The sequence below is a fragment of the Erwinia aphidicola genome, assembly GCF_024169515.1.
GTDB lineage: Bacteria > Pseudomonadota > Gammaproteobacteria > Enterobacterales > Enterobacteriaceae > Erwinia > Erwinia aphidicola.
This window is the reverse complement of the sequence record NZ_JAMKCQ010000001.1, coordinates 2,160,899-2,185,489: the sequence shown is the minus strand read 5'-3', so window position 1 is coordinate 2,185,489 and position 24,591 is coordinate 2,160,899. Positions and strand designations below refer to the sequence as shown.

The following is a 24,591-nucleotide window of genomic DNA, read 5'->3' as shown; positions in this document are numbered from 1 at the left end:
AAAAGAGAAAGAGTTAATCGTTTTTTAGTGTTGCTGGCGGCTGGGTCCAGTAATTGGTATGACCACGGGAATACGTTGGGATGACGGTGGCATCCAGCGTCGGGGCATACATCAGCGCATCGGTGTAGGTGACAAAACGGGTATTATCAACGGCACGCAGCGCAACCGGCGTACCGGTGTAGCCGAGATACCAGGCTGAGATAATGGTTTTGATCGTGTCACCGCTGCCACCCTGCATCAGCGCATGACCGTTAAGCTGGTCCGCTTGAGTGATGCCCGCGCTCTGCAACGCGCTGCTCAGCTGCTGAAGATGGGCTGGAAACTGCGCATCTTCCGCCGCCAGGCAGTGCAGTGCGCGCTCTGAAACCAGCGGGCTAAGCTGGGTGCGTCCGGTTAATAACAGCGAGATCCGGTAGAAAATATGGCTGTCGCTCGAGGCTGCGGGCGCGGCGCCCCAGGAGAGTGACGGATTGAGTACCGCCACGCCCAGCAGCGCCGCAGCGGAAGTAATGAGAGTCCTGCGTGTTAACATAAATGGGTGCCTGGTTTGAAAAATTGTGACCAGTTTCACACTATGCAGGCGGATTTGTAAATGGATTGTAAATTAGGGCAATAGTTAAGCTTAGCTGATACCCCAGTCTTACTTCAGCCCTCGGCGGAGGGCAGGGTGAGGCGGCTTAAAACATTATCGCGAGGAGCAAATATGGCCTATCCACGAGTGGGCGTTGGCGTCCTGATATTCCGCAATGGCCTGCTGTTACTGGGGAAACGCAGCGGCAGCCACGGTGCTGGCGACTGGTCAGCCCCCGGCGGGCATCTGGAGTATGGCGAGACACCGCAGCAGTGCGCTGTACGGGAGGTCGCCGAAGAAACCGGATTAACCTTAGGGAAATGTATTAATGGTCCCTTTACAAACGACTTTTTCAGCCGTGAGCAGAAACATTACGTCACGATTTTTATGCTTAATTACGACGCCGAAGGCACGCCGCAGCGCCTGGAACCGGAAAAATGTGAAGGCTGGCAGTGGTTTGACGTAGGCGCTCTGCCGCAGCCGCTGTTCGCCCCGCTGCGATCGCTGCTGGCAGAAACCGATCTCAACGCGCTGAGCAATGGTGGCCCTGGGAAAGCGGCGAAATGATAATCCCGTCAGTGATAATCTCACAATAAGTGCATATTGCCCCTGCTCACAAAGCGTACTAAAATCTCACCCGTTGAGGAGAGTACTTGTCGCACCGCCCTTACCGCTGTTACCCGCAGCGGCGAGCGCTGAGAAAGAGAGCCCGGTCGAAAGATCGGGTTCTTTTTTTGCTTTTATTCTAGATAGAGACGAAAAAAGGCGAAGGGGTTAGCTTCGCCTTTGCTCAGAGTTCCAGTGTCCTTACCGGCTACTGGTCAGTTGCTTTATCGCAACGACAATTTGCAGGCTGGCGAGAACAATGTTCAACGCCAGCAGAATTGCTTCTGCAATTATCACTCGGCACGCTCCTTGTGGGAGAGTGCGCACCGCACCATCAGTGCCTTTCCATTTCCCCTGACGGCGTGTACTCGCTGTTGGGGAGCACTTGTCGCCCTCTCAGGTGGAGGCAAACCGGGCAGCACCACCTGTTACCGGTCGGGAGCGAAAACTTTTTCTTGCCCACCTTAAAAGTGACGACGACTCTTCAACAGCGCTGAAATTATAATACCCTGAGTGATAATTTCACAATAACCGCACATTGACCCTGCTCACAAAGCGTACTAATATATCGCCTGTTGGGGAGTACTTGTCGCACCGCCCTCGTCGCTGTTACCCGCAGCGGCGAGCGCAGAGAAAGAGAGCCCGGTTGAAAGATCGGGTTCTTTTTTTTGTCCATAATCTGATGAGAAATCAGCCACAACCCGTAGCAACGCGTCGGGCAAAGCTTTACATTGGTTTATCCCCATTCTGCCGATGAGAACGCGATGAATCCTCTTGCCCCGCTGCTTAACCTCACTACCCACCCGATTGACGATGCTGACTATATCGCCCGCTGCCAGCAGCAATTGGCCAGCGACGGCGCGCTGGTGCTGCGCGGCTTTCTGACTGCGGATGCGCTGGCCGCGATTAAGCAGGAAGGCGATGAAAATCAGCAGCTGGCGTTCTACGCTGCCAGCCAGCACAACGTCTATCTGCAAAAGCCCGATGCGCACTATGCTGACAACCATCCGCGCAACCGCCAGGTGGTCTCGTCGAAAGGCTGCATCACCGATGAAGAGATCCCGGCCGATTCCGCGCTGCGTACCCTGTATGACTCGGCGGTGTTTAAGGCGTTTCTCTGCGGGGTATTGCAGGAGCAGCAGCTTTATCCTTATGCCGACACGCTCTCCTCTATCAACCTGCACTACGCGCACACCGGGCAGGAGCTGGGCTGGCACTTCGATAACTCCTCATTTGCTATTACTTTGCTGATCCAGAAACCCGAGGCGGGCGGCGTGTTTGAGTACGTCAGCCATTTGCGTGATGCGGAAGCGGGTGAAATGAATTTTGCCGGGGTGGCCGAAGTGCTGGACGGGGAACGTGCGGTACAGCAGCTGGCGATTGAACCGGGGGATTTAGTGCTGTTCCGCGGGCGTAATGCGCTGCATCGCGTCTCGCCCACGGAAGGCGATACCACGCGCATGCTGGTGGTGCTGGCTTACAATGCACAACCGGATATTGCGCTGTCGGAAAGCGCCCGCATGACCTTCTACGGGCGCCTGTAGCCTTAGCCGATCAGGGCATCCCAGCCGCGCTGAAAGATCTGGCGGGTACGCAGTGCCGTTAGCGCTCGCCAGTCTTCATCCGCCGGATAGAACCCCTCAAACAGCTGCTTTTTCAATGCGATGCCCTGCTCGCTAAGCGGGTCGCCGTAAAGATGCAGCCAGTGATCGTCGCGCACCCGGCGGTGCATCTCCTGCCCTTCGTAGGTGCCGCACTCCACCACCAGCTGCAGCAGCTCGGTGTCCGGTAGCTGATCGAGCATAAACTGTGACAGATAGCCGGTTGCCGTCGCGGTGACCCCGGTTTCGCTGTCGCGGTTGTCACCGGTCACGATCGCCGTCAGCCACTCGCCGAACAGCTGCTTAGCCTGCTCCAGCGCCGCATAAGGGCGCTCGGCAATCGCTAACAGCATCGGATGGCCGTAAGCCCCCGCGCCGGTGTGCAGATCGAAGCTGATAATCCGCCGCGCCATTTGCAGATGATTCGCAATAATCTGACGCAGCGTGCGCTGCGACCAGCTGGGCTCGCAGCCACCGTAGAAAATGCCGTCGGCAAACTGATACTGTCCGGCTTCGACAATACGCTTTACGCCGCTCCAGCCCATGTCGGCACACTTCTGCGCCATCTGCATATCGGCGGCAGCGCGCTCGGGGCCATCAATATCCTGACAGCGATAAATGCTGTGCAGCTGCGGGTACGCCAGGTTTTGCGGAATAGCCGCGCTGAAATCGATAAAGTTGCGGTTCAGGTCAGCATTATCTTCATTGACGCGGCGCAGGTGCGCGGTGCCCCAGGGATTGATCAGATGCACCATCACCAGCGCCACGTGCGGCGGCAGCGAACTGCCGTCGAGCGCGTCGAGCCAGGCGATCTGGCTGTCAGAACCATAATACCCTTCGACGCCGTGCGTGCCGGAAACCACCAGCATCACCTGCGGCGCATCGGCCCGGCCAATCACCGCCACCTCGGTTGAGAGTGCCTCACCCTGCGGTCCGGCCAGCGGGTGCGGATAGCAAGTGACTACCCCGCCCAGCCGCCTAGCGGCCGCCAGGAAGCGCGCCCGCTGCTGGCGATAATCGGGCAGTGTTATCTGCGTCATGGTCTACTCCGGGCGGTGGTAAACATCAAAGCTGAAGTACTTTTTCGACAGCTGGTCGTAGGTGCCGTTTTTATGCAGCTCGGCCATCGCCGCGTTAATTTTGGCAATGCGCGCAGTGTCATCTTTACGCAGCCCAATCCCCACGCCTTCACCAAAGTATTTCGGGTCATACAGCGGTTTACCGGCAATGTGATAATCGGCACCCTGAGGGGTTTTCAGAAAGCCCGATTCGGCGGATGCCGCGCTGGTAAAGGTGGAGTCGAGACGCCCCGAAGCGAGATCCGGATAAATCTCGGACTGGTTAGGGTAGCTAATCACTTCCACGCCCTGGCTGCCCCACATCGCTTTCGCGTAGCCCTCCTGGGTAGTGCCCTGCGCCACGCCGACGGTTTTGCCCTTCAGCGATGCCAGCTCCGGCAGCAGCTTACTCTCTTTACGCGTCAGCAGTGCGCTCGGCGTGTTGTAGAGCATATCGGTGAAGGCCACCTGCTGGCGGCGCTTTTCGGTCATCGCCATGGCCGAGAGAATTGCGTCAAATTTACGCGCCTGCAGCGCCGGGATGATGCCGTCATAGCCGGTCTGCACCCAGACGCATTTCACCTGCATCTGCTGGCAGATAGCGTTACCCATATCGATATCAAAACCCTGCAGCGAGCCATCAGGCGCTTTCGATTCAAACGGTGGGAAAGTCGGGTCGACGCCGAAGCGCAGCTCTTCAGCGGCAAATGCCGAAGCGCTAAACCCCACCAACAGTGCCAGCGCGGTTAAAGTCAGTTTTTTCATGCCACGATCTCCGGGAGCTTTATAGGGTTAAGCACCAGTAATAGCATGATTTCACATCAAGAAATAAAGCATTTGTCTTATGAAAGCGCGGCCGTTTATAAGCCACTTTTATAATGCGCGGGGAAATTAAACGGGGCGACAGCGTGCCGCCCCGGGGTCATTACAGCTGTGGATACATCTCAAGCAGGCGGCGCGTCACGCCATTGGTCCAGCCGAAGCCATCCTGCAGCGGATACTCACCGCCGCCGCCCAGCAGCGCGGCATCACCGCTGATGTTGTACTTCTCCACCATCTTATGGTGCTGGTCATAGGTCGCACCGACGGTTTTCAGCCAGCGGCTGGCAATCTCCTGCGCCAGCAGCTCTTCGCCGTAGCTGTTGAAGCCTTTCACCGCCAGCCACTGCAGCGGCGCCCAGCCGTTCGGGCTGTCCCACTGCTCGCCGGTCACTTCCATGCTGCACAGCATGCCGCCCGGCGCCAGCAGATAATCCCGCACCGCTTTCGAGGTGCGCGTCGCCTGATCCAGGCTCGACATGCCGACATACACCGGGGTGACCGCAGCGGCAGAGAACGACGCCTTTTCGCCATCGCGCCAGTTATAGTCGCGATACAGGCCGGTATCCTCTTCCCACAGATACTTATCAACGATTTCACGGCGCGTCAGCGCCAGCTGCTGATAGCGATCCGCAGTCGCCTGGTCGCCTTTGCTGGCCGACAGGCGCGCAATGGTGGTTTCCAGCTTGTAGAGGAACGCATTGAGATCGATCGGCACAATGCTGGTGGTCTGGATACTCTCCAGACGGCCAGGCTCGCTCAGCCAGCGCGAGGTATAGTCCCAGCCGGAAGCCGCCCCGGCACGCAGGTCGCGGTAGACTTCGCTCGCCGGGCGTGACGACTGGCGGGCCGTCTCTACATCCTCATACCAGGATTCGTCGCGCGGCGTGTCGCGGTCGTCCCAGTAGCGGTTCAGCACCGAGCCGTCCGGCAGCATCACCACGTGGCGATAGGCCTGATTCGGCTGCAGGTTTTCCTGCCCGTCCATCCAGAACGCATATTCGCTTTTCAGCTGCGGCAGATAGTGCGCCGCTTCATGCACGTCGTTCTTCTCAAACAGCTCGACCATCATGGCGAACACTGGCGGCTGCGAGCGGCTGAGATAATAGGTCCGGTTGCCGTTAGGAATATGGCCGTACTTGTCGATCATCCACGCAAAGTTATCAGCCATATTGCGCATCAGATCGCAGCGCCCTGCCGCCGCAAAGCCCAGCATGCTGAAGTATGAGTCCCAGTAATAGGTCTCACTAAAGCGACCCCCCGGCACCACATAGGGTTTTGGCAGCGGCAGCAGGGAGGAGAACTCACTGTGCTTCTGCGGCTGACGGGTGAGTACCGGCCACAGCGCATCAATGTGCTGCGCCATGGTGTTGGTGGGGTCAGACACATAGCGGCTGTCATAAGTCCCCGGCAGATCGAAATTCTCCAGCACAAACTTCAGCAGGTCGAACTGCTGCTGCTCGCGTTCCAGATAATAGCGATACAGGATGCGCTCCGGTTCAATCTTCGGCGCACAGTCGGCAAAGGTTTTGCTGTCGGGGAAAATACGCGACATCTGCACCGCCTCGAACAGATCCTGATAACGGTCTGACGGGGTGAGGATGTCCGGGGCGGGCAGCCCACGAATCGGCTCCGGCTGCGGTTCAACCCCCGCCTCTGGACCCGACTCATAATCATCATACCAGGCTTCATATTCAGTATGGTTATTGTCAATCAGCGTTTCGTTTTGGTTGAAAGTGATAAGAACCTCCTGATGCCGAAAAAGTCCGACAAAGTCGCTTGGTGAATAAGCAACCTATTATAGTACCGCAGTCTCGCGACGCAACCCGATGTTTCTATTACTCTTAATGAAGAGATATTTCAAAAAATAAACAGATGGCGAATTTCCCTTAATTTATTGACAGACAGGGGAAGTATTACTGGAAAATAAACACAAACTGACAATGTTAATCGTAGTGTTAATTTCGATGAATTAATTGATTTATTACAGCGAGTTATCCCGCTGAGAAGCCAAACTGATAAAACAGCGTAAATTCGCGCAGCGCGCCATAATCTTCAGTATGAACAGACAATTAGTTCACATTCCGCTGAACAGGTCGAGATTACCCTTGCCGAGCCGTTACCCGCCCGGGTGTTACACCGGTGTAAAAGTTGCAAATCGGGCGCCGAACTGAGGTTTCAGACAATACTCAGCACAATCCTACATCTGAATCGGGATATTTCTTACGGCGGAGATTTACTTCTTATCGCCGGGAAAATAAACTATTGCGCCTTCGAAAGGCTTTACTCTGAACCCCATTCCCCTAACGCTGAGACTCTCAGGCAGAGGGTTGTAAATTAAAGGATTTTTTTCATGACGCTTCAACTCTGGCTGGCGTACACCGGTGTGATTGCCGCACTGATTGCCATTCCCGGCCCTTCGGCGCTGATCAGCATGACCCACGGCCTGCGCTATGGCCGCAGGCAGGCGCTGGCGACCGTCAGCGGTGGCGTACTGGCCGCAATGATGCTGATGACGGCCTCCGCGCTGGGTCTGGGCGCGATCCTCGCCGCCTCAACCACCGCCTTTACCGTGCTGAAAGTGGTGGGCGCTGCCTATCTGATCTGGCTGGGAATTGCTGCCTGGCGCGATAACAGCGAGCCGACGGCGGTCAGCACCAGCGAAATGGAAGAGGCCCCAGGGGCATTTCGTCTGTTCCGCAAAGGCTTCACCGTCGGCATCAGCAACCCGAAGGATCTGCTGTTCTTCGCCGCGCTGTTCCCGAACTTCATCGATGCCAGCCAGCCGCACGCCCTGCAGTTCGCCACGCTGGCCATCACCTGGGCGGTGCTGGATTGCAGCATTATGTTCAGCTATGCCTGCGCCGGTCGCCGCCTATCGGGCGTCTTCGCCAGCCGCCGCCGTCTGCGCATTCTCAACCGCTCCACGGGCAGCCTGTTCGTCTTTGCCGGTGGCGCACTGGCCATCTCGGCGAAGTAATTTACCCGGCGGTTTTGATGCGTCCGCTGGCGCGGGCAAAGGCAAACAGCCCGCCCGCATCAACGATACTCGCCAGCTCCCCTACCGGGTCGATCGCCAGTTGCTCCCCCGTTGCCTCCAGCGTCACGCTCTGCGTGACGGTATCAAGGGTTATCCGGTCGCCGGTGCATAACTGCCGGTATAACGCCTGGCCACAGGCCACCGGCAGTAGCTCCCCGGTGGCCACACAGTTACGGAAGAAGATACGCGCATAGGATTGTGCCAGCACCGCCTTTACCCCCGCCGCACCCAGCGCCACCACCGCATGTTCCCGCGACGACCCACAGCCAAAATTTTTTCCCGCCACGATGATCGGATAGGCGCTGCGCCCGCTGACGGCATCAATAAACGGCTGGGCACCTTCCGGCAGGCCGCACATCGCCAGTGCTCCCAGCTGCGCGTAGCCTTCCGGCGTGGAGGGATTGACCTTAAGAAATTCGGCACTCAGAATCTGATCGGTATCAATATTGTCACCCAGTACGTACACCGCACCCTGAATAATGGCGTTCATTGTGCTGCTCCTGTCATGCCCAGCGGGTTGGTAATGGTGCCCGTCACTGCCGCCGCCGCGACGGAATAAGGTGAGGCAAGATAAATGCAGGCCCGCTTGTGGCCCATGCGTCCGACAAAATTGCGGTTGGTGGTGGAGATCACCGATATCGGGTCATTCACCCGGCCAAAGGTATCGGCAGGGCCGCCGCAGCAGGCGGCGCATCCGGCTTCAGCAGAGAGCTGCACACCCGCGTCGCAGAGGATCTGATACAGCGACTGGCCGTCGAGCTGAGTCGCGATCAGCTGATGGAATACCTCTTTGGTCGCCGGAACGGCAAAGGTGGGAATGCACACCTGGTGCCCTTTAAGTACCTGCGCAGCCGCGTGAAAATCCGCCAGCTTGCCGCCGGTGCAGGAGCCAATATAAGCCTGTGAGACAGCAACATTTTTCAGGCTGTCAGCCGTAACGACGTTATCCGGCGAGTGCGGTTTTGCCACCAGCGGCTGCATGGTCGAGACATCAAACTCCATCACCCGGCTGTAGCAGGCATCGGCATCGGCCTCGACCACGTGATAAGGGATATCAGTGCGCCCGGCCAGATAATCCAGCGTCGCCTGGTTCGGCACCATAATGCCGTTTTTCGCGCCGCACTCCACCACCATATTGCACATCGTCATACGCTCATCGACCGACATCGCCTCCACCACGCTGCCGCCGAACTCAATCGCTTCATAGGTTGCACCGTCTGCCGTGAGCTCCGCCATCAGCGCGAGGATCAGATCTTTCGCCTGCACGTGGGCGGGCTGTTCGCCGTGGTAGTTAACGCGAATAGTGGAGGGCACTTTCAGCGGGATCTCGCCTGTGCCCAGCGCGTAGGCAGCATCGGTGATCCCCAAACCAATAGCAAAACAGCCAAACGCCCCGGCGGTTACGGTGTGCGAATCGGTGCCGAGCAGCACTTCACCAGGACGAGTATGCCCCCCTTCCGCCAGCCCGATGTGGCAGACGCCTTTATACTGTGGCGTACCCACATCGTAGAAGTGTTTAATTCCCTGCTCCGCGGCGAATTCGCGCATCACGCGAATATTTTGATTCGCCTGCGCATCAGCAGAATAGACAAAGTGGTCCGGGATCATAATAAAACGTTGCGCATCCCAGACTTTAGCCTGGGCGCCAAACTCTTTTTTAAATACGCTGGCGACACCGGGCGTGCAGGGATCGTGCGACATTAATATATCGACCTTTGCCCAAACTATTTCTCCAGGCGTGACGCTTTCGCGCCCGCTGGCTCGGGCGAGTATTTTCTGGCTAATTGTCTGACCCATTAAATTAACTCTCTGCGTTGTGAGATTACCGGGGAGTAAATGAATTTTAATCACCATAGCGCTTTTCCCTGCGCAGTAAACGCGGAATATGCTAATATCGCGCACTGTTTCCGCCTGAAAACAATCCGGGATAATAATGAGCGATTTTGAAAACCTGCACGGGATGATTATTTTTGCCAGGGTGGTGGAAACGCTGAGCTATACCGAAGCGGCAAAGACGCTCGGGCTGGCAAAATCCTCGGTGAGTAAAGAGATCTCGGCGCTGGAAGTGCGTCTCGGGGCGAAGCTGCTGCAGCGCACCACGCGGCGCATTCAGGTGACGGAAGTCGGTATGACCTATTATCACTACTGCTACCGCATTCTGCACGAGGTGAAAAGCGCAGACCTGTTTATCCGCCAGTTCCATGAGGAGCCAACCGGCAGCCTGCGCGTCGTGGCCCCGGTCACCTTTGGCTGCCAGTGCATTGTACCGGTGCTTAATAGCTTTGTGGCGGGCAATATCCACGTCAGCATTGACCTCGATCTCACCGACCGCCCGGTGAATCTGGAAGATGACCATTTTGATATCGCCATTGCCATCACCCGCGACCTGCCGGATCACCGCCACTACCGACCGCTGATTGATATTGCCTGGGGACTTTATGCCGCGCCGGGCTATCTCAGTAAGCTGAATGCCATCGCCAGCCCGGACGACCTGCCGCGCCAGGATTTTATTCTGTTCCGCGGCCCCGCCCACACCATTTCATTGCCGTTTCGTAAGGAAAAGCAGAAGAAAGATATTGAGGTGCGCAGCCGTTTTCGCGCCAACAACAGTATCGCCCTGTTAAATTCCGCGGTCGCGCAGACCGGCATTGCTTATTTACCGAGTTATATTGCGCAGGAAGCGGTGGAAAGCGGCAGGCTGGTGCAGATATTACCCGACTGGGAAATGGATATTTATAAATCGTATATTCTGGTGAAGAGTGATAATTTCATTTCGCCACGGGTGAGATTATTTATTGAAGATTTGCAGAAGGCGTTGCAGGAATAAAAGGGGCGATCGAAAAGAAGATCGCCCCCTACAGTAGGGGCTGACCTTCTGTTTCGGTCAGCCCTTTATTCATCTTCGGCAGAAGATTAATAATAGTTGCCGTGACGGTAATCCCAGGTGGTAAAGATATCCGACATCATCGACATAATCTTATCCACGTCCAGACCTTTGCGGATCAGTACCGGGCAAGGGGTAATATTGCGCTCGCCCTTCTGCTCTGGCACCAGTTTGCCATTATCATCAACCATCGCCACCATCACACCCTGCTCATAGCGGGTCTTTTCAGACTCGTTTGGCTGGATAGATTTCACATAGTCGTTGGCAGCGATAATCAGGTCAGCGTGCTGCTCAATGCGCTCACCGATGCCCTCTACCAGGCCACGGTTGCCTTTGCCTGACGGGTTGGCCGAGCTGGCGAAGGAGAATTTACCGTGGTTTTCCCACAGCTCTTTCGCCAGATTTTCGCCCGGGGTACCGAACTTAATCACGAAGCAGCTGGTCTGGCGGCGGTCCATCATCAGATCTTTAGAACCGTCATCCGGGATACGCGCAACCGCTTCTTCTTTCCACGGCAGGATGCAGCCCAGCAGCACGTCTTTGTCCCAGTGCTGCTGATACAGCGCTTCGATTTCCGGGTTCAGCTGCGCCAGCTCTTTCAGCTGCGCCAGAGAACCACACAGCACGACGCCCGGCTTGTTACGGTTACGCTGCTTGGCGTCAAATTTGCGCTCCAGACCTTTGGCATCGGAAGTCATGATGATGTAGCCCACTTTGGTTGGGCAGACGATCATGCCGCCTTCAGCAGACAGGATCTTCACGGCTTCCGGCTGTAAGCCACCATTCCAGTTAACAACTTTATCGTTCATAGCAGACCCTTAATTCAGATTCGTTTCAATTTAAGTGGGTAATCACCCGTTGAAACCATCCTGCCACAGCCAGTTTTCAGCGCAACAATAAACTATCAAAGCGCACGATTGTTTCCATCAGGAAACAACCGTTGCCTCTCAGCGCGGGATCAGCTGCTCGGCTTTCAGGTGATCGAACAGTTCGAAGAACGCTTCACGCGTTGGCTGATAGCCAGTGAACCCGGCCTGACGGCTTTTGCTGACGTCGGTGAACACTTCCATCGGGCGACCGAGATCGGCATCGGTGTGCCACCAGGAGGCCAGCTTAGTCACATCGTCCTGCTTGAGCCCGTGCTGCTGCGCCAGCGCCTGCCACTGGGCAGGGGCGTCGTTCATCCGGCCTTCCAGCGGCTGCACTTCGCCACTGAACGGCGCGGCTTCGATAGCGAAGTAGTCGGCAATTTCGCCCCACATCCACTGCCAGCGGAACACGTCGCCGTTGACCACATTGTAGTCCTGATTCTGCGCCGACGGCGTGGTCGCCGCCCACAGCAGCTGATCGGCCAGCAGCCGTGCGTCGGTCATGTCGCTAACCCCTTCCCACTGCGCTTTCGAGCCAGGGAAGATAAACGGCTGCCCGCTCTGTTTACACAGGCTGGCATACACCGCCAGCGTCTGGCCCATGTTCATCGCGTTGCCGACGGCGAAACCAATCACCGTATGCGGGCGATGCACGCTCCAGCTGAAACCGTATTTCTCTGCGGCGGCAAACACCTCATCTTCCTGCGCGTAGTAGAAGTTTTCGACCGGCTGGCGGCCCTGCTCCTCACGGAACGGCGTCTGCGGCACGGCGCCTTTACCGTAGGCGTCAAACGGGCCAAGGTAGTGTTTCAGACCGGTGATCAGCGCCACATGGCCGCCCTTCAGCGAGTCACCCAGCGCGCTCAGCACGTTACGCACCATGCCGCCGTTGACGCGGATATTCTCTTTTTCAGTTTCCTGGCGCGCCCAGGCGCTGAAGAACACCTTATCCACTACCACGCCCTGTAATGCGGACTGTACGGAAGCGGCATCGGTCAGGTCAGCAGTCAGCGATTGCACGCCTGCAGCGACCGGAGTCCGCCCGCGCGACAGCCCGTAAACCGCCCAGCCCTCAGCCAGCAGACGTTCCGCCAGCGCACTTCCGGTGACGCCACTGACGCCGACAATCAAAGCTCGTTGTTGCATAGGTTCTCTCCTGTTCGGTTGATGGGTTAAGCTTAATAGAGAATATAATTCCCATCTCAGGTATAAATTCACAGGATTAATGAACTGGAGGAATGAATGGCGCTATCTGACGATCGTCTGCGCGGGATAACCCCGTTTGTTGCCACCGTGGAACACGGCAGCTTTACCGCGGCGGCGGAGAGCCTGCATCTGACCAGTTCGGCGGTGAGTAAGAGTGTCGCGCGGCTGGAGGAGCGGCTCGGCTCGCGGCTGTTCGAGCGCACCACCCGCAGCCTGGCGCTGACCGACGCCGGACAGGCATTTTATGATACCTGTACCCGCGTGCTGAACGAACTGGCGGAAGCCGAAGCGGTGCTGGCCGCCCAGCGCACCATCCCGGTCGGGCGCCTGATGCTGACGGTGCCGCACACTTACGGCCGCCTGCACGTGCTGCCGCTGCTCAACCAGTTCTGCCTGCAATACCCTGAGATGCAGCTCAGCCTGTCGTTCTCCGACCGCTTTGTCGATCTGTTTGAGGAAGGGGTGGATGTGGCGATCCGCATCGGCGGGCCGGGCAACTATCCCCCCTCCCTCAGCGTACGTTACCAGGGCTGCGAGCGGCTGATCTTCTGCGCTTCGCCCGCTTACCTGGCTCAGCACGGCACGCCGCAGTCGCTGGCCGAGCTGGAGCAGCACCGGGCGATTGTCTATTACCGCGGCGACGGCAGTACCAGCCCGTGGCACGTCACCTCGCCGGACGGACGGGTCACCACGCGCACCGTGGCGCACCGCATGGCTTTAGGGGATGGCGAAGCGCAGCGCGCAGCGGTAATGGCGGGTTTGGGGGTGGCGCAGATGGCAACGTGGCTGATGGAAGAGCAGTTAGCCAATGGCGAGCTGGTGCCATTCCTGCCGGAGCTGAGCGTGCCGGGTTTACCGCTGTACGTGGTGTGGCCACGTAAAAAGCAGCTGACGCCGAAGGTGGATGCCCTGCTGAACACGCTGGAGAAATTAACAATTGAATAAAGCGAGGCGACCGCAACACGGGCCGCCCCGGGATGATGCATTAACCGTGAAAGCCCAATTCGGCGGAGATGGCTTTGGCGGTCGCCACCACCGGCGCCATCAGTTTTTTCACCCCAATCTGCTGCAGTTTCGCCGTCGGTAACGATACCGATACCGCGAACGGCACCCGCTGCTGAATATCAAACACCGGCGCGGCAATACAGGAAACGCCCAACTCGTTCTCTTCGCGGTCCATCGCCGTCTGCTGCTGACGAATATTTTTCAGCTCGTCCAGCATCTCCGGTAGCGTGGTGATGGTATTTTTCGTTAGCGGCTGGATAGTGTCCTGATGGCTCTGCCAGTACTGCGCGGGATAATCTTCGCTGCCCCAGGCCATAAAAATCTTGCCCATTGCCGAGCAGTAAAGCGGCATATGCTGGCCAATATAGGCGCGGGTCCGCATCATGCCGGTGGTCGGTTCCAGCTTGTAAATCAGGATCACATGGTCATCTTCGCGGCTGGAGAAGTTGACGGTTTCACCGACCTCAAGATTGAGTTTTTCCAGATGCGGCGCCGCAACGTGGATCACGTTCAGCGACGAGAGCGCCTTCTGCCCGACGGAGATAAATTTAGTGGTCAGACGATAACTGCCCGGCGACGGTGCCTGAGTCACATAGCCGCTGCTGTGCAGCCCCTGCAACAGGCGGTGTACCGTACTTTTATTCATTCCGGACAGCTCAGACAGAGTGGCCAGCGGGCAGCCGTTCGGATAGTTGCTTAACAGTTCAATCAACTGAAGGCCACGAAACAGGCTCTGGGTGCCCAGCGGCTTGTCTTTCTTATCGTCCTTCACGCTCATCCACACTTCCCCTTAAGTTCCTGCCCCGCAACGGGGAGTGGCCCGATGTTACCCCATGCACCCTGCACTGTGAACATGGAACCCTGTTTCAGCGCCGTTTTAGGCAGAATTTCACCCGCAGGCGCCCGCTGCAGAAGTGCGCTGTCCATCACAATTCCACAACATCAAAAATAAATCATTGTTTTATCTAAACAAATAAAACACCCGTGCCTTTGCTTTCCGCTGCAACTGAGAATAGTATTTTTGAAACTTGATTTCGCATATTGGAATATTGCGGTGCTTTTTTCCTAACCACGCCGCGTTGAATGCCCACCAGGAGTTGCAGGAGGCTGTCATGCAGCATACACCCGGTACGCCGGTTCTTACTCTGAGCCATATCACCAAACGCTTTGGCGGCAATATCGCTGTTAACGATGTCAGTCTGGAGGTTTTCCCTGGCGAAGTGGTCGCCCTGTTGGGGGAAAACGGTGCCGGAAAGTCCACGCTGATCAAAGTGCTGGCCGGAGTCTATGCCCGCGACAGCGGGGAGATCCGTTTTCAACATACCAGCATCGCTTCTGCCGCCAGTTTAAAAACCGCCCGTCAGCAACCGATCGCCTTTATCCATCAGGATCTCGGGCTGATTGAGTGGATGACCGTGGCGGAGAATATGGCGCTGGTGATGGGATTTACCCGCCGTCTGGGGCTGATTGACTGGCGTGCGGTGCGTGAACGTTCGCGTGCGGCGCTGGAGGAGGTCGGCATCGCACTCGATCCGGACGCCCGCGTATTTGAGCTGTCGCGTACCGAAAAATCCCTGCTGGCGATTGCCCGTGCCGTGGCGGTCAACGCCGAAGTACTGGTGCTGGATGAGCCCACCGCCTCGCTACCCGCCAACGACGTGCGCCACCTGTTCAGCGTGATCAACCATCTGAAAAGTAAGAAGGTCGGGATGATTTACGTCACTCATCGTCTGGATGAGGTGATAGAGATTGCCGATCGCGTCTGCGTAATGCGCGACGGCAAACGGGTGGCGGGCGGGATGACGGCGCAATACACCCTGCGCAATCTGGTGGAAATGATCGTCGGAGAAGCGATCGACGGCGACCGGCGTGAAGCCCTGCCGGCAGGCAAAGATCCGGTACTGGCTCTCGACCAGGTGTGTATTGATGAGGTCGGCCCGGTCTCCTTCAGCCTGCAACCCGGCGAGATGCTGGCGCTGGCCGGTCTGCGCGGTGCCGGGCAGGAGGAGATTGGTCGCCTGCTGTTTGGCCTGCGCCAGCGCAGCGGCGGCAACATTCAGTTCCGGGACAAACGGTATGACGCGCAGTCGCCGCAGCAGGCGATGGCCGCAGGTATCTCTCTGGTGGCAGGCGACCGTACTGGCGAAAGCCTGGTGATGTCGATGAGCGTGCGCGAAAACCTGTTTATTAATCCCTGCGCCAGCGGCCATGCCCTGCTGTCACGCTACGGCCGCCGCGCCGAAATCGGGGCCAGCTGGTGGAAAGTGCAGCTGTTCGATGTCCGTCCGAAAGACGTCAACCTCGACATCAGCGCCCTCTCCGGCGGCAATCAGCAAAAAGTGGTGATGGCGCGCTGGATGCACCTCAATGCCCCGCTGCTGATCCTCGAAGATCCCACCGCTGGCGTCGATGTCGGCGCACGGGAAGAGATCTATCACCTGCTGAATAAAGCGCTGGCCGACGGCGTGGCGGTGCTGGTGATCTCCAACGACTTCGAAGAGATCGCCCATATCTGCAACCGCGCGCTGGTGTTTAACCGTGGTCAGGTGGTGGGTGAACTGAAAAATGAACGCGTCACCTTTGCCAACTTACTCGAACTGGCCTCTGCCAGCCACGAAACCCCTGTCGCCACCGCCTGAATGATTAACGCCACCTCCCAACGGTGGCAGGAGAAGCTGCTATGTCCAAAACATCCGTGAAGTCTACCGCGCTGGAACAGCGGGTCAGCCTCAGCGAGCACGGCCCCGCCGCGTGGCTGATGCAGATCGTCACCCGCTACGGCCTGCTGCTGCTGTGTATTTTGCTCACCCTGCTGTTTTCCTTACTGTCGCCCTCATTTGCCAGCATGCTGACCTTACAGGCGATCCTCGCCAGTAAGGCCAAAATTGCCCTGCTGGCGCTGGCCGCCACCATTCCGATGATTGTTGGCAAAATCGACCTGAACGTCGGCTTTGGTATTGTGCTTTGGCATATCCTCGCCATCACCTTACAGGTGGAATATGGCTTCTCCTGGCAGATGGCGGTGCTGACCGTACTGGCCATCTCCGCCGTTTACGGCTTGCTGAACGGCATTCTGGTGGCGCTGGCCGATATCGATAGCTTCGTGGCTACCCTGGGCTCCGGCACCGTGCTGTACGCCGTGGCGCTGTGGCACTCCGGCGGCCGCCAGATCGTCGGCGATCTGCCTGATGCTTTTACCGCCCTGCATCATACCGAAATCTTCGGTATCCCAATCGGCGCGTTCTACGTACTGGCCGTGGCCATTATCCTGTGGCTGATCACCGAACACACCCCGCTTGGCCGCTGCATGTATGCCGTAGGCGGTAACCCTGCGGCGGCGCGGCTGAACGGTATTGCGGTGAATAAATTTACCATCGGTGCCTTTATCGCCTCCAGCGTGCTGACCGGCTTCAGCGGGGTGCTAATCGCCGCCGAACAGGGCGTTGGTCAGGCCAGCGTCGGCATGGATTACCTGCTGCCTGCGCTGGTGGGTGCATTCCTCGGCAGTACCACCATTCGCCCCGGACGCGTGAATGTCTGGGGCACCGTGGTCGGCATCGCCATCCTGGCAATCGGCATTGCCGGCATCCAGCAGTTCGGCGGCGACTTCTGGGTTGAACCGTTGTTTAACGGCGCCACCCTGCTGCTCTCCATCACCCTCGCCGGTTACGCCCAGCGTCGCCGGATGTTGAATCAAAAGGCCGTGGTGCGCAGTCAAACCGCTCCGGCTACCACTCCTGACAATAACCAGAAAACCCTCACTCCAGGGAGTACCTTATGAAACGTCATCTTCTTGCTCTGACCCTTGGCGCCCTGCTGGCAGGTTCGCTGCCCGCCTGGGCCGACAGCTATCTCGATCGGGCCACGGCGGCGGTCACCAAAGCCACTGCCAGCGTCACAGAGTGGGACGGCCCGACGACCGGCCCGACCCTGCAAAAGAATAAGAAGGTGATTTTTATCGCCTCTGATATGAAAAACGGCGGCGTGCAGGGCGTGCAGCAGGGGCTGAGTGAAGCCGCGGCGGCGGCGGGCTGGAAGCTGGAAACCCTCGACGGTGGCGGCTCGGTGAAAGATCAGCTGGCGGCGCTCAATCAGGCGATCGCCCAGCGCCCTGACGGCATTGTTATTGGCGGCTGGAATCCGAACGTGGCGAAAATTCCGCTGAAAAAAGCGGTTCAGCAAAAAATCGTGCTGATGGCCTGGCACGCCGAACCGCAGCCGGGACCGATTGCCAAATATAACGTGGTCGCCAACATCACCTCAGACTCTAACGAGGTCGCCCGCCTTGCCGCGCAGTATGCGGTGGTGCAGTCCGGTGGCAAGGCGCAGGTGCTGATTTTCACCGATTCGCTGTATCAAATTGCCCTGGATAAGGCCAACGCGATGAAGCAGGAAATTGAGAAATGCAGCGGCTGTAAAGTGGTGGAGTTTATCGATACCCCGCTGGCCGATACCGCCAACCGTATGCCGTCGATGACCTTCAGCCTGCTGCAAAAATACGGCGACAGCTTCCAGTACGCGCTGGCGATCAACGACCTCTACTTTGACTTTATGGCCCCGGCGCTGAAGACCGCCGGCAAAGGCGGCAAAAACGCGCCGTTTAATATCTCCGCCGGGGATGGGTCAATCTCTGCCTTCCAGCGTATTCGCAGCGGCGACAGCCAGATCGGCACGGTGGCCGAGCCGCTGAAACTGCACGGCTGGCAGCTGCTGGATGAGTTTAACCGCGCCTTTGCCGGGCAGCCGCCATCAGGTTACGTCACCCCCGCGCATCTGATCACCCGCGATAATATCGGCAGCGACGGCGGGCCGCAGAACCATTACGACCCGCAGAATGATTATCAGGGGCATTACAAAACTATCTGGGGCGTGAAGTAACGGAGGCGCTATGCAGACCGATAATCTGACGCTGGAAAAACTCTGCTCCCCGGCCATCTGGGCTGAGGGGCCGGTATGGCTGCCCGGCCAGGATGCAGTGGTGTTCAGCGACGTGAAGGGTAACCGCATGTTCTGCTGGCAGCGCAATGGCGAAGTCAGCCTGTGGCGGGCATCGTCGCACTACGCCAACGGCAATGCCCTGGATAATGAGGGCCGGGTGGTGAGCTGCGAGCATGGCCGCCGCGCCATCAGCCGCACCGAGCATGACGGCAGCGTCAGGCTGCTGGTGGAGAAGGTGGACGGCAAGCGTTTCAACTCGCCGAACGACGTCGTGGTGCGATCCGATGGCACGATCTGGTTCACCGATCCGCCTTACGGCATCGTCAGCGACGAGGAGGGCTATCACGCGCACAGCCAGGTGATCGGCTGTTATCTCTACTGCTTCGATCCGATCGAACAGCGGCTGACCATCGCCGCCAGCGATCTGCAACGCCCCAACGGGCTGGCCTTTTCGCCCGATGAAAGCCTGCTGTATGTCGCGGATATGTCGGTGGTTGACTTCCCGACGCTGGGTCGCCGCCAGCTCAGGGTCTATCCGGTAGATGGCCGGGAGCTGGGCAGCGGGCGGCTGTTTGCCGAGGTGGCCCCCGGTTTTCCGGATGGCTTCTGCGTGGATCCGCGCGGCAATCTTTACTGTAGCTGCGCCGACGGGGTGATTATTTTCGACAGCAAAGGCGTGACGCGCGGCAAGATCGCGGTGCCGGAACGGGTGTCAAACTGCACCCTCGGCGGCCCGCAGGGTAATGAGCTGTATATTACCGCCACCACCTCGCTGTACCGGGCGATCGTCGGTTAACGGCCGGGCAAGGCGTGCCACGCCCTGACGGTAAGGGATGGCCGCGATGCGTTTTTTTGTCGGGGTCAGGCATGCCTGACCCGGCTTCCCCACGCCACGACTTCACCCGATGTGTTACCGATCACAGAACCCAATACTATTTTTATCTCACTGTTTTATAAAGACAAAATCACAGCTCATTTCTTTGACTTGTCCTCGTCAGGCGCATAGGATTTATTTGGAACGACATTCCATATATTGAAATAAAGCCATCTCCGGGGAGAAACAGCAGTATGAGAATCAGCTATCAGCAGTTGAAACAGGAGTTTCTGCGGGTGTTACTGGCGCGCGGTGTGCCAGCAGAGAAAGCCGAAAGCTGTGCCACCCTGTTCGCTGACACCAGCGAGAGCGGCGTTTACTCCCACGGGGTGAATCGTTTTCCCCGCTTTATCCAGCAGCTGGACGCCGGGCATATCGTGCCGCAGGCAGAAGCCGAAAAGATCCTCTCGCTGGGGGCGATCGAACAGTGGGATGCGCACCGTGCGATAGGCAATCTTACCGCCCGCAGCATGATGGATCGCGCCATTGAACTGGCCGACGGCCACGGGATCGGTCTGGTGGCGCTGCGTAATGCCAACCACTGGATGCGCGGCGGCAGCTACGGCTGGCAGGCAGCAGAAAAAGGCTATATCGGCGTCTGCTGGACCAACTCCATTGCGGTTATGCCGCCGTGGGGGGCCAAAAGCTGCGCCATCGGCACCAACCCGCTAATCGTTGCCGTGCCGGGCGAACCGATCACCATGGTCGATATGTCGATGTCGATGTTCTCCTACGGCATGCTGGAAGTGAACCGCCTGGCGGGCAAAACCCTGCCGGTCGACGGCGGTTTTGACAATGACGGCCAATACACTCGCGATCCCGCCACGATAGAAGAAAATCGCCGCATTTTGCCCATGGGCTACTGGAAAGGTTCCGCGCTCTCAATCGTGCTGGATATGGTCGCCACCCTGCTCTCTGACGGGGCCTCCGTTACCGAAGTGACCGAGGATAACGGCGACGAATTTGGCATCTCCCAGGTCTTTATCGCCATCGATGTCGATCGCCTGATCGACGGCGCCACCCGCGACAGCAAGCTGGCGCGCATCCGCGAATCGATTACCGGTGCCGAGCGCGCCGACCAGCAGGCGATCCGCCTGCCGGGCCACAAGTTCCCCGGTATTCGCGCTGAAAACCAGCGCCTCGGCATTCCGGTGGATGAACGCGTCTGGGCACGCATCCAGGCACTGTAACGGGAGTACACCGCATGATTTTTGGCCATATCAACCACACCGATGCCCGTCACTATCCGCCTGCGATTGCGCGCGCCATCGACTATTTAGCCCGCCACGATCTGGCCACGATGGCCGCCGGGCGTTACCAGGACAGCCAAACCGGCTGGCAGGTGCAGGTGCTTGACCTGCAAACCGCCCCGCACGGCGACAACTACCCGGAGGCGCACCGGCACTTTATCGATGTGCAGTACCTGGTCTGCGGCAATGAGCTGATGGGCGTCTCCACCGGGGGAGCGGAACCGGCGATCCACCAGCCGTATGATGACGTACGCGACATCATCTTTTACCAGGATGCCGCCAATGAAACCCTGCTGCGGATGCGGCCGGGAAACTTCGCGGTGTTCTTCCCGCAGGATATTCACCGCCCAAACTGCGCGCTGCATGCCCCTGAGGCGATCCGCAAGGTGGTGGTAAAGATCCCTGTGGCCGATCTCGCTGACTAAAAGAGGATCGCTATGAGCCTGACGTCTACCACCCTCGCCCGCGAAGGGATCCCGTCTCTGCGCTGGCTGCGGATCATTCCGCCGATCCTGATCACCTGCATTATTTCCTATATGGATCGGGTCAATATCGCCTTTGCCATGCCGGGCGGGATGGATGCCGATCTCGGCATCAGCGCCTCAATGGCCGGACTGGCCGGGGGCATCTTCTTTATCGGTTATCTGTTCTTACAGGTGCCGGGGGGCAAGCTGGCGGTCTACGGCAACGGTAAACGCTTTATCGGCTGGTCACTGCTGGCCTGGGCGGTAATCTCCCTGCTGACCGGCCTCGCCAGCAATCAGTATCAGCTGCTGGCGCTGCGTTTTGCGCTGGGGGTTTCCGAAGGCGGGATGTTACCGGTGGTGCTGACGATGATCGGTAACTGGTTCCCCGATGCCGAGCGCGGCCGCGCCAACGCCATTGTGATCATGTTTGTGCCGATCGCCGGGATCCTCACCGCCCCGCTCTCCGGCTGGATCATTACCGCCTGGGACTGGCGCATGCTGTTCTTCGTTGAGGGTGTGCTGTCGCTGTTTGTCATGGCGCTGTGGCATTTCACCATCAGCAACCGCCCGCAGGAGGCGAAGTGGATCTCCGCGGCGGAAAAACAGTATCTGATCAAAACCCTGCACGACGAGCAGCTGCTGATCAAAGGCAAAAACAGCCGTAAAGCCTCACTGCGTCAGGTGATGCGTGAGCCGGTGATGTGGCGGCTGATCCTGGTGAACTTCTTCTATCAGACCGGGATCTACGGCTACACCCTGTGGCTACCCACCATTCTCAAAGGGCTGACCCACGGCAATCTGGAGCAGGTCGGCATGTTGGCGATCCTGCCCTATGTCTGCGCGATTTTCGGCATGTTCCTGTTCTCCGCGCTGTCGGATGCCACCGGACGCCGCAAGCTGTTCGTCGCCCTGCCGCTGGCCGGTTTTGCCCTGTGTATGGCGCTGTCGGTAGTGCTGAAAGCGCATATCTGGTGGTCTTACGCAGCGCTGGTTGGCTGCGGTTTCTTTATCCAGTCAGCGGCTGGGGTGTTCTGGAGCATTCCTCCACGCCTGTTTAATGCCGAAGTGGCCGGCGGTGCGCGCGGGGTGATTAACGCCCTGGGCAACCTCGGTGGCTTCTGCGGCCCCTATATGGTCGGGGTGTTAATCGTGGCGTACAGCAAAGATGCCGGGGTCTACAGCCTGGCGATCGCGCTGGCGATTGCCTCACTGCTGGCGTTAACGCTGCCAGCCCGCTGCGATGCGCAGCACCGGGAGGCCGCATGAATTACTGGTTAGGGCTGGACTGCGGCGGCACCTTTATTAAGGCCGGGCTGTATGACGCACAGGGCCGCGAACAGGCAGTGTCACGCCAGACGCTGCCGGTGCAGGTGCCGCAGCCGGGCTGGGCCGAGCGCGATATGCCGCTGCTGTGGCAGCAGGCCGCACGGGTCATCGCAGAGGTGCTGAAACGCAGCGGGCTGGATGCCGCACAGATTGCCGGCGTCGGCATTTCGGCGCAGGGCAAAGGGCTGTTTCTGCTGGATAAACAGCAGCAGCCGCTGGGTAACGGCATTCTCTCCTCCGACCGCCGGGCGCTGGCGCTGGTGCAGCAGTGGCAGCGTGACGGCATGCCGCAGACGCTATATCCGCTCACCCGACAGACGTTATGGACCGGACATCCGGTGTCACTGCTGCGCTGGCTGAAGGAGCATCAACCGCAGCGCTACGCGGCGATCGGCAGCGTGCTGATGGCCCATGACTATCTGCGCTACTGCCTGACCGGAGAGCTGGCCTGCGAAGAGACCAATATCTCCGAATCCAACCTGTACGACATGCAGCAGGGCGGCTGGTCCGCCGCGCTGGCAGAAACTCTCGGCATCGGCGATATTCTGCCTGCCCTGCCGCCGATTGTCGGGCCAACGGACATGGCGGGCTATGTCAGCGCTGAAGCGGCCGCCCTGTGCGGACTGCGCGCGGGCACGCCGGTGGTCGGTGGGCTGTTCGACGTGGTCTCTACCGCGCTGTGCGCCGGGCTGCATGACGATACCCGACTGAACGCCGTCATGGGCACCTGGTCGGTGACCAGCGGGATTACCGATCGCATCAGCGACGAAGCCGACTATCCGTTTGTTTACGGCCGCTATGCCATTGACGGCCAGTACATTATTCACGAAGCCAGCCCGACCTCGGCCGCCAATCTGGAGTGGTTTTGCCAGCAGTGGGGCATCGATGACTACGACCTGCTTAATCAGTGGGTGGCGGAACTACCGCCAGCCGCGAGTTCCCTGCTGTTCCTGCCGTTCCTCTACGGCTGCAACGCCGGGGCTGACCTGCACGCCAGCTTCTTCGGTATGCAGGCGGGCCACCAGCGCGGCCATCTGGTGCAGGCGATCTACGAAGGCGTGGTGTTCTCCCACCTCACCCACCTCAATCGCATTCTGACACGCTTCCCGCAGGTCAAGGCCTTGCGCCTGAGCGGGGGATCGACGCGTTCAGCGGTATGGATGCAAATGTTTGCCGACGCCAGCGGCCTGCCGGTGGAGATCCCGCAGATCGAAGAGAGCGGCTGCCTGGGCGCAGCGCTGGCGGCAATGACCGGAACCGGGGCGTATGTCTCGCTGCAACAGGCACAGCAGGCGCTGGTACCCGAAATGGTCAGCTACCAGCCCGATAGCGAGCGTCATGCCCTGTATCAGAAAAAATATCAACGTTATCAGCAACTACTGGCGGCGCTGATCGCCACACAAGGAGTCACATCATGAGCCGTTCCCGGGTTCCCCAGCTTCAGCTGGCCCTCGACCACACCCGGCTGGATGCCGCGCTGGAGACGGCACAGCGCCTGCATCAGCAGGTCGATATTGTCGAAGCCGGCACCATTCTGTGCTTCAGCGCCGGGATAGACGCGGTGCGCCAGCTGCGTCAGCAGCTGCCCGCGAAAACCCTGGTGGCCGATTTTAAAGTGGCGGATGCCGGGGCGACGCTGGCGACGCTGGCGTTTGAAGCCGGCGCCAACTGGATGACGGTGATCTGCGCAGCCCCGCTGGCGACCTTTGCCAGCGCGCTGGAGGTGGCCCACCAGCATCAGGGCGACATTCAGATTGAGCTGTTCGGCCACTGGACGCTGGCTGATGCTAAGCGCTGGCGCGAGCTGGGGCTGACGCAGGCCATTTACCATCGTGGACGCGATGCCCAGGCCAGCGGCCAGCAGTGGAGCCAGCAGGATCTGGACGCGATGAAAGCCCTGTCCGATCTGGGCTTTGCCCTGTCGGTCACCGGCGGCATTACCCCGGACGAACTGCCGCAGTTTAAAAACATCGACGTGAAGGCGTTTATCGTCGGGCGGGCGCTGAGCGAAAGCGCCGACGGGCGGGCGACCGCCGCCGACTTCCATCAGGCCATTGCCAGCATCTGGGGACAATAA

23 protein-coding genes are annotated in these 24,591 nt (G+C 58.7%); 14 read left to right on the top strand and 9 right to left on the bottom strand.

The window, feature by feature from the left end; genetic code table 11:
* Positions 1–13: 13 nt before the first annotated feature.
* On the bottom strand, positions 14–532 hold the full coding sequence (locus J2Y91_RS10060) for a sorbitol dehydrogenase family protein (protein ID WP_253538082.1): 519 nt from the start codon (positions 530–532) through the stop codon (positions 14–16).
* A gap of 171 nt (positions 533–703) precedes the next feature.
* Here J2Y91_RS10060 and J2Y91_RS10055 point away from each other — a divergent pair, with 171 nt between their 5' ends.
* Together J2Y91_RS10055 and J2Y91_RS10050 are read left to right on the top strand one after the other, a co-directional pair.
* Entirely contained in the window at positions 704–1,138 is a 435-nt protein-coding gene (locus tag J2Y91_RS10055; RefSeq protein ID WP_253538079.1) for a nucleotide triphosphate diphosphatase NUDT15, read from the top strand.
* A gap of 803 nt (positions 1,139–1,941) precedes the next feature.
* Positions 1,942–2,721: a HalD/BesD family halogenase gene (locus tag J2Y91_RS10050; protein WP_253538076.1), complete on the top strand. Its 780-nt coding sequence runs from the start codon at positions 1,942–1,944 to the stop codon at positions 2,719–2,721.
* Between the two features lie 2 nt (positions 2,722–2,723).
* On the opposite strand, the gene J2Y91_RS10045 is transcribed toward J2Y91_RS10050, so the two are convergent.
* The 3 genes from J2Y91_RS10045 to treF form a co-directional block, all read right to left on the bottom strand.
* Positions 2,724–3,809, bottom strand: a complete 1,086-nt coding sequence (locus J2Y91_RS10045; RefSeq protein ID WP_253539494.1) for a DUF2817 domain-containing protein — start codon at positions 3,807–3,809, stop codon at positions 2,724–2,726.
* A 12-nt stretch (positions 3,810–3,821) separates the two neighbouring features.
* Positions 3,822–4,601 carry an ABC transporter substrate-binding protein gene (locus J2Y91_RS10040; protein WP_253538073.1) on the bottom strand — a complete coding sequence of 260 codons (780 nt, stop codon included), beginning with the start codon at positions 4,599–4,601 and terminating at the stop codon, positions 3,822–3,824.
* A 160-nt stretch (positions 4,602–4,761) separates the two neighbouring features.
* Entirely contained in the window at positions 4,762–6,396 is a 1,635-nt protein-coding gene (gene treF, locus J2Y91_RS10035) for an alpha,alpha-trehalase TreF (RefSeq protein ID WP_366521327.1), read from the bottom strand.
* Positions 6,397–7,008: 612 nt separating this feature from the next.
* Here treF and J2Y91_RS10030 point away from each other — a divergent pair.
* The gene (locus J2Y91_RS10030) at positions 7,009–7,635 is read left to right on the top strand and encodes a LysE family translocator (RefSeq protein WP_048917501.1); all 627 of its coding nucleotides are present in this window, start codon (positions 7,009–7,011) and stop codon (positions 7,633–7,635) included.
* 1 nt (position 7,636) lies between these two features.
* On the opposite strand, the gene J2Y91_RS10025 is transcribed toward J2Y91_RS10030, so the two are convergent.
* Both J2Y91_RS10025 and J2Y91_RS10020 read right to left on the bottom strand, forming a co-directional pair.
* The gene (locus J2Y91_RS10025) at positions 7,637–8,185 is read right to left on the bottom strand and encodes a LeuD/DmdB family oxidoreductase small subunit (RefSeq protein ID WP_133624937.1); all 549 of its coding nucleotides are present in this window, start codon (positions 8,183–8,185) and stop codon (positions 7,637–7,639) included.
* A complete protein-coding gene (locus tag J2Y91_RS10020) occupies positions 8,182–9,492 on the bottom strand; it encodes a 3-isopropylmalate dehydratase large subunit (protein WP_133624938.1) in 1,311 nt (436 codons plus the stop codon). The genes J2Y91_RS10025 and J2Y91_RS10020 overlap by 4 nt, the downstream gene beginning before the upstream one ends.
* Positions 9,493–9,628: 136 nt before the next feature.
* Between J2Y91_RS10020 and J2Y91_RS10015 the strand changes: the two genes are divergently transcribed.
* On the top strand, positions 9,629–10,522 hold the full coding sequence (locus J2Y91_RS10015) for a LysR family transcriptional regulator (RefSeq protein WP_133624939.1): 894 nt from the start codon (positions 9,629–9,631) through the stop codon (positions 10,520–10,522).
* An 86-nt stretch (positions 10,523–10,608) separates the two neighbouring features.
* Here J2Y91_RS10015 and J2Y91_RS10010 read toward each other — a convergent pair whose 3' ends face one another.
* Both J2Y91_RS10010 and J2Y91_RS10005 read right to left on the bottom strand, forming a co-directional pair.
* A complete protein-coding gene (locus J2Y91_RS10010) occupies positions 10,609–11,388 on the bottom strand; it encodes an L-threonylcarbamoyladenylate synthase (protein WP_048917503.1) in 780 nt (259 codons plus the stop codon).
* Between the two features lie 138 nt (positions 11,389–11,526).
* Positions 11,527–12,594: an SDR family oxidoreductase gene (locus tag J2Y91_RS10005; protein ID WP_133624940.1), complete on the bottom strand. Its 1,068-nt coding sequence runs from the start codon at positions 12,592–12,594 to the stop codon at positions 11,527–11,529.
* 96 nt (positions 12,595–12,690) lie between these two features.
* Between J2Y91_RS10005 and J2Y91_RS10000 the strand changes: the two genes are divergently transcribed.
* The gene (locus J2Y91_RS10000) at positions 12,691–13,599 is read left to right on the top strand and encodes a LysR family transcriptional regulator (protein ID WP_133624941.1); all 909 of its coding nucleotides are present in this window, start codon (positions 12,691–12,693) and stop codon (positions 13,597–13,599) included.
* 40 nt (positions 13,600–13,639) lie between these two features.
* On the opposite strand, the gene J2Y91_RS09995 is transcribed toward J2Y91_RS10000, so the two are convergent.
* Positions 13,640–14,437 (bottom strand): IclR family transcriptional regulator, encoded by a 798-nt coding sequence (locus J2Y91_RS09995; protein WP_048917509.1) that lies wholly within the window; start codon positions 14,435–14,437, stop codon positions 13,640–13,642.
* A gap of 334 nt (positions 14,438–14,771) precedes the next feature.
* On the opposite strand from J2Y91_RS09995, the gene J2Y91_RS09990 reads away from it, so the two are divergent.
* The 9 genes from J2Y91_RS09990 to ulaD all read left to right on the top strand — a co-directional run bounded on the left by J2Y91_RS09990 (position 14,772) and on the right by ulaD (position 24,591).
* Entirely contained in the window at positions 14,772–16,298 is a 1,527-nt protein-coding gene (locus J2Y91_RS09990; RefSeq protein WP_133624942.1) for a sugar ABC transporter ATP-binding protein, read from the top strand.
* 41 nt (positions 16,299–16,339) lie between these two features.
* Positions 16,340–17,440 (top strand): ABC transporter permease, encoded by a 1,101-nt coding sequence (locus J2Y91_RS09985; RefSeq protein WP_133624943.1) that lies wholly within the window; start codon positions 16,340–16,342, stop codon positions 17,438–17,440.
* Positions 17,437–18,537 carry an ABC transporter substrate-binding protein gene (locus J2Y91_RS09980; RefSeq protein ID WP_133624944.1) on the top strand — a complete coding sequence of 367 codons (1,101 nt, stop codon included), beginning with the start codon at positions 17,437–17,439 and terminating at the stop codon, positions 18,535–18,537. Before J2Y91_RS09985 ends, J2Y91_RS09980 begins: the two co-directional genes overlap by 4 nt.
* 10 nt (positions 18,538–18,547) lie before the next feature.
* Positions 18,548–19,393, top strand: a complete 846-nt coding sequence (locus tag J2Y91_RS09975; RefSeq protein ID WP_133624945.1) for an SMP-30/gluconolactonase/LRE family protein — start codon at positions 18,548–18,550, stop codon at positions 19,391–19,393.
* Positions 19,394–19,665: 272 nt separating this feature from the next.
* Complete coding sequence (yiaK, locus tag J2Y91_RS09970; protein WP_133624946.1) at positions 19,666–20,661, top strand: 3-dehydro-L-gulonate 2-dehydrogenase; 996 nt, start codon at positions 19,666–19,668, stop codon at positions 20,659–20,661.
* Positions 20,662–20,675: 14 nt separating this feature from the next.
* Entirely contained in the window at positions 20,676–21,146 is a 471-nt protein-coding gene (locus tag J2Y91_RS09965; RefSeq protein ID WP_133624947.1) for a NanQ anomerase/TabA/YiaL family protein, read from the top strand.
* Positions 21,147–21,158: 12 nt separating this feature from the next.
* Complete coding sequence (locus tag J2Y91_RS09960; protein ID WP_133624948.1) at positions 21,159–22,454, top strand: MFS transporter; 1,296 nt, start codon at positions 21,159–21,161, stop codon at positions 22,452–22,454.
* Positions 22,451–23,932, top strand: coding sequence for an FGGY-family carbohydrate kinase (locus J2Y91_RS09955; RefSeq protein WP_133624949.1), 1,482 nt, complete (start codon positions 22,451–22,453; stop codon positions 23,930–23,932). Before J2Y91_RS09960 ends, J2Y91_RS09955 begins: the two co-directional genes overlap by 4 nt.
* Positions 23,929–24,591 (top strand): 3-keto-L-gulonate-6-phosphate decarboxylase UlaD, encoded by a 663-nt coding sequence (gene ulaD, locus J2Y91_RS09950; protein WP_133624950.1) that lies wholly within the window; start codon positions 23,929–23,931, stop codon positions 24,589–24,591. The genes J2Y91_RS09955 and ulaD overlap by 4 nt, the downstream gene beginning before the upstream one ends.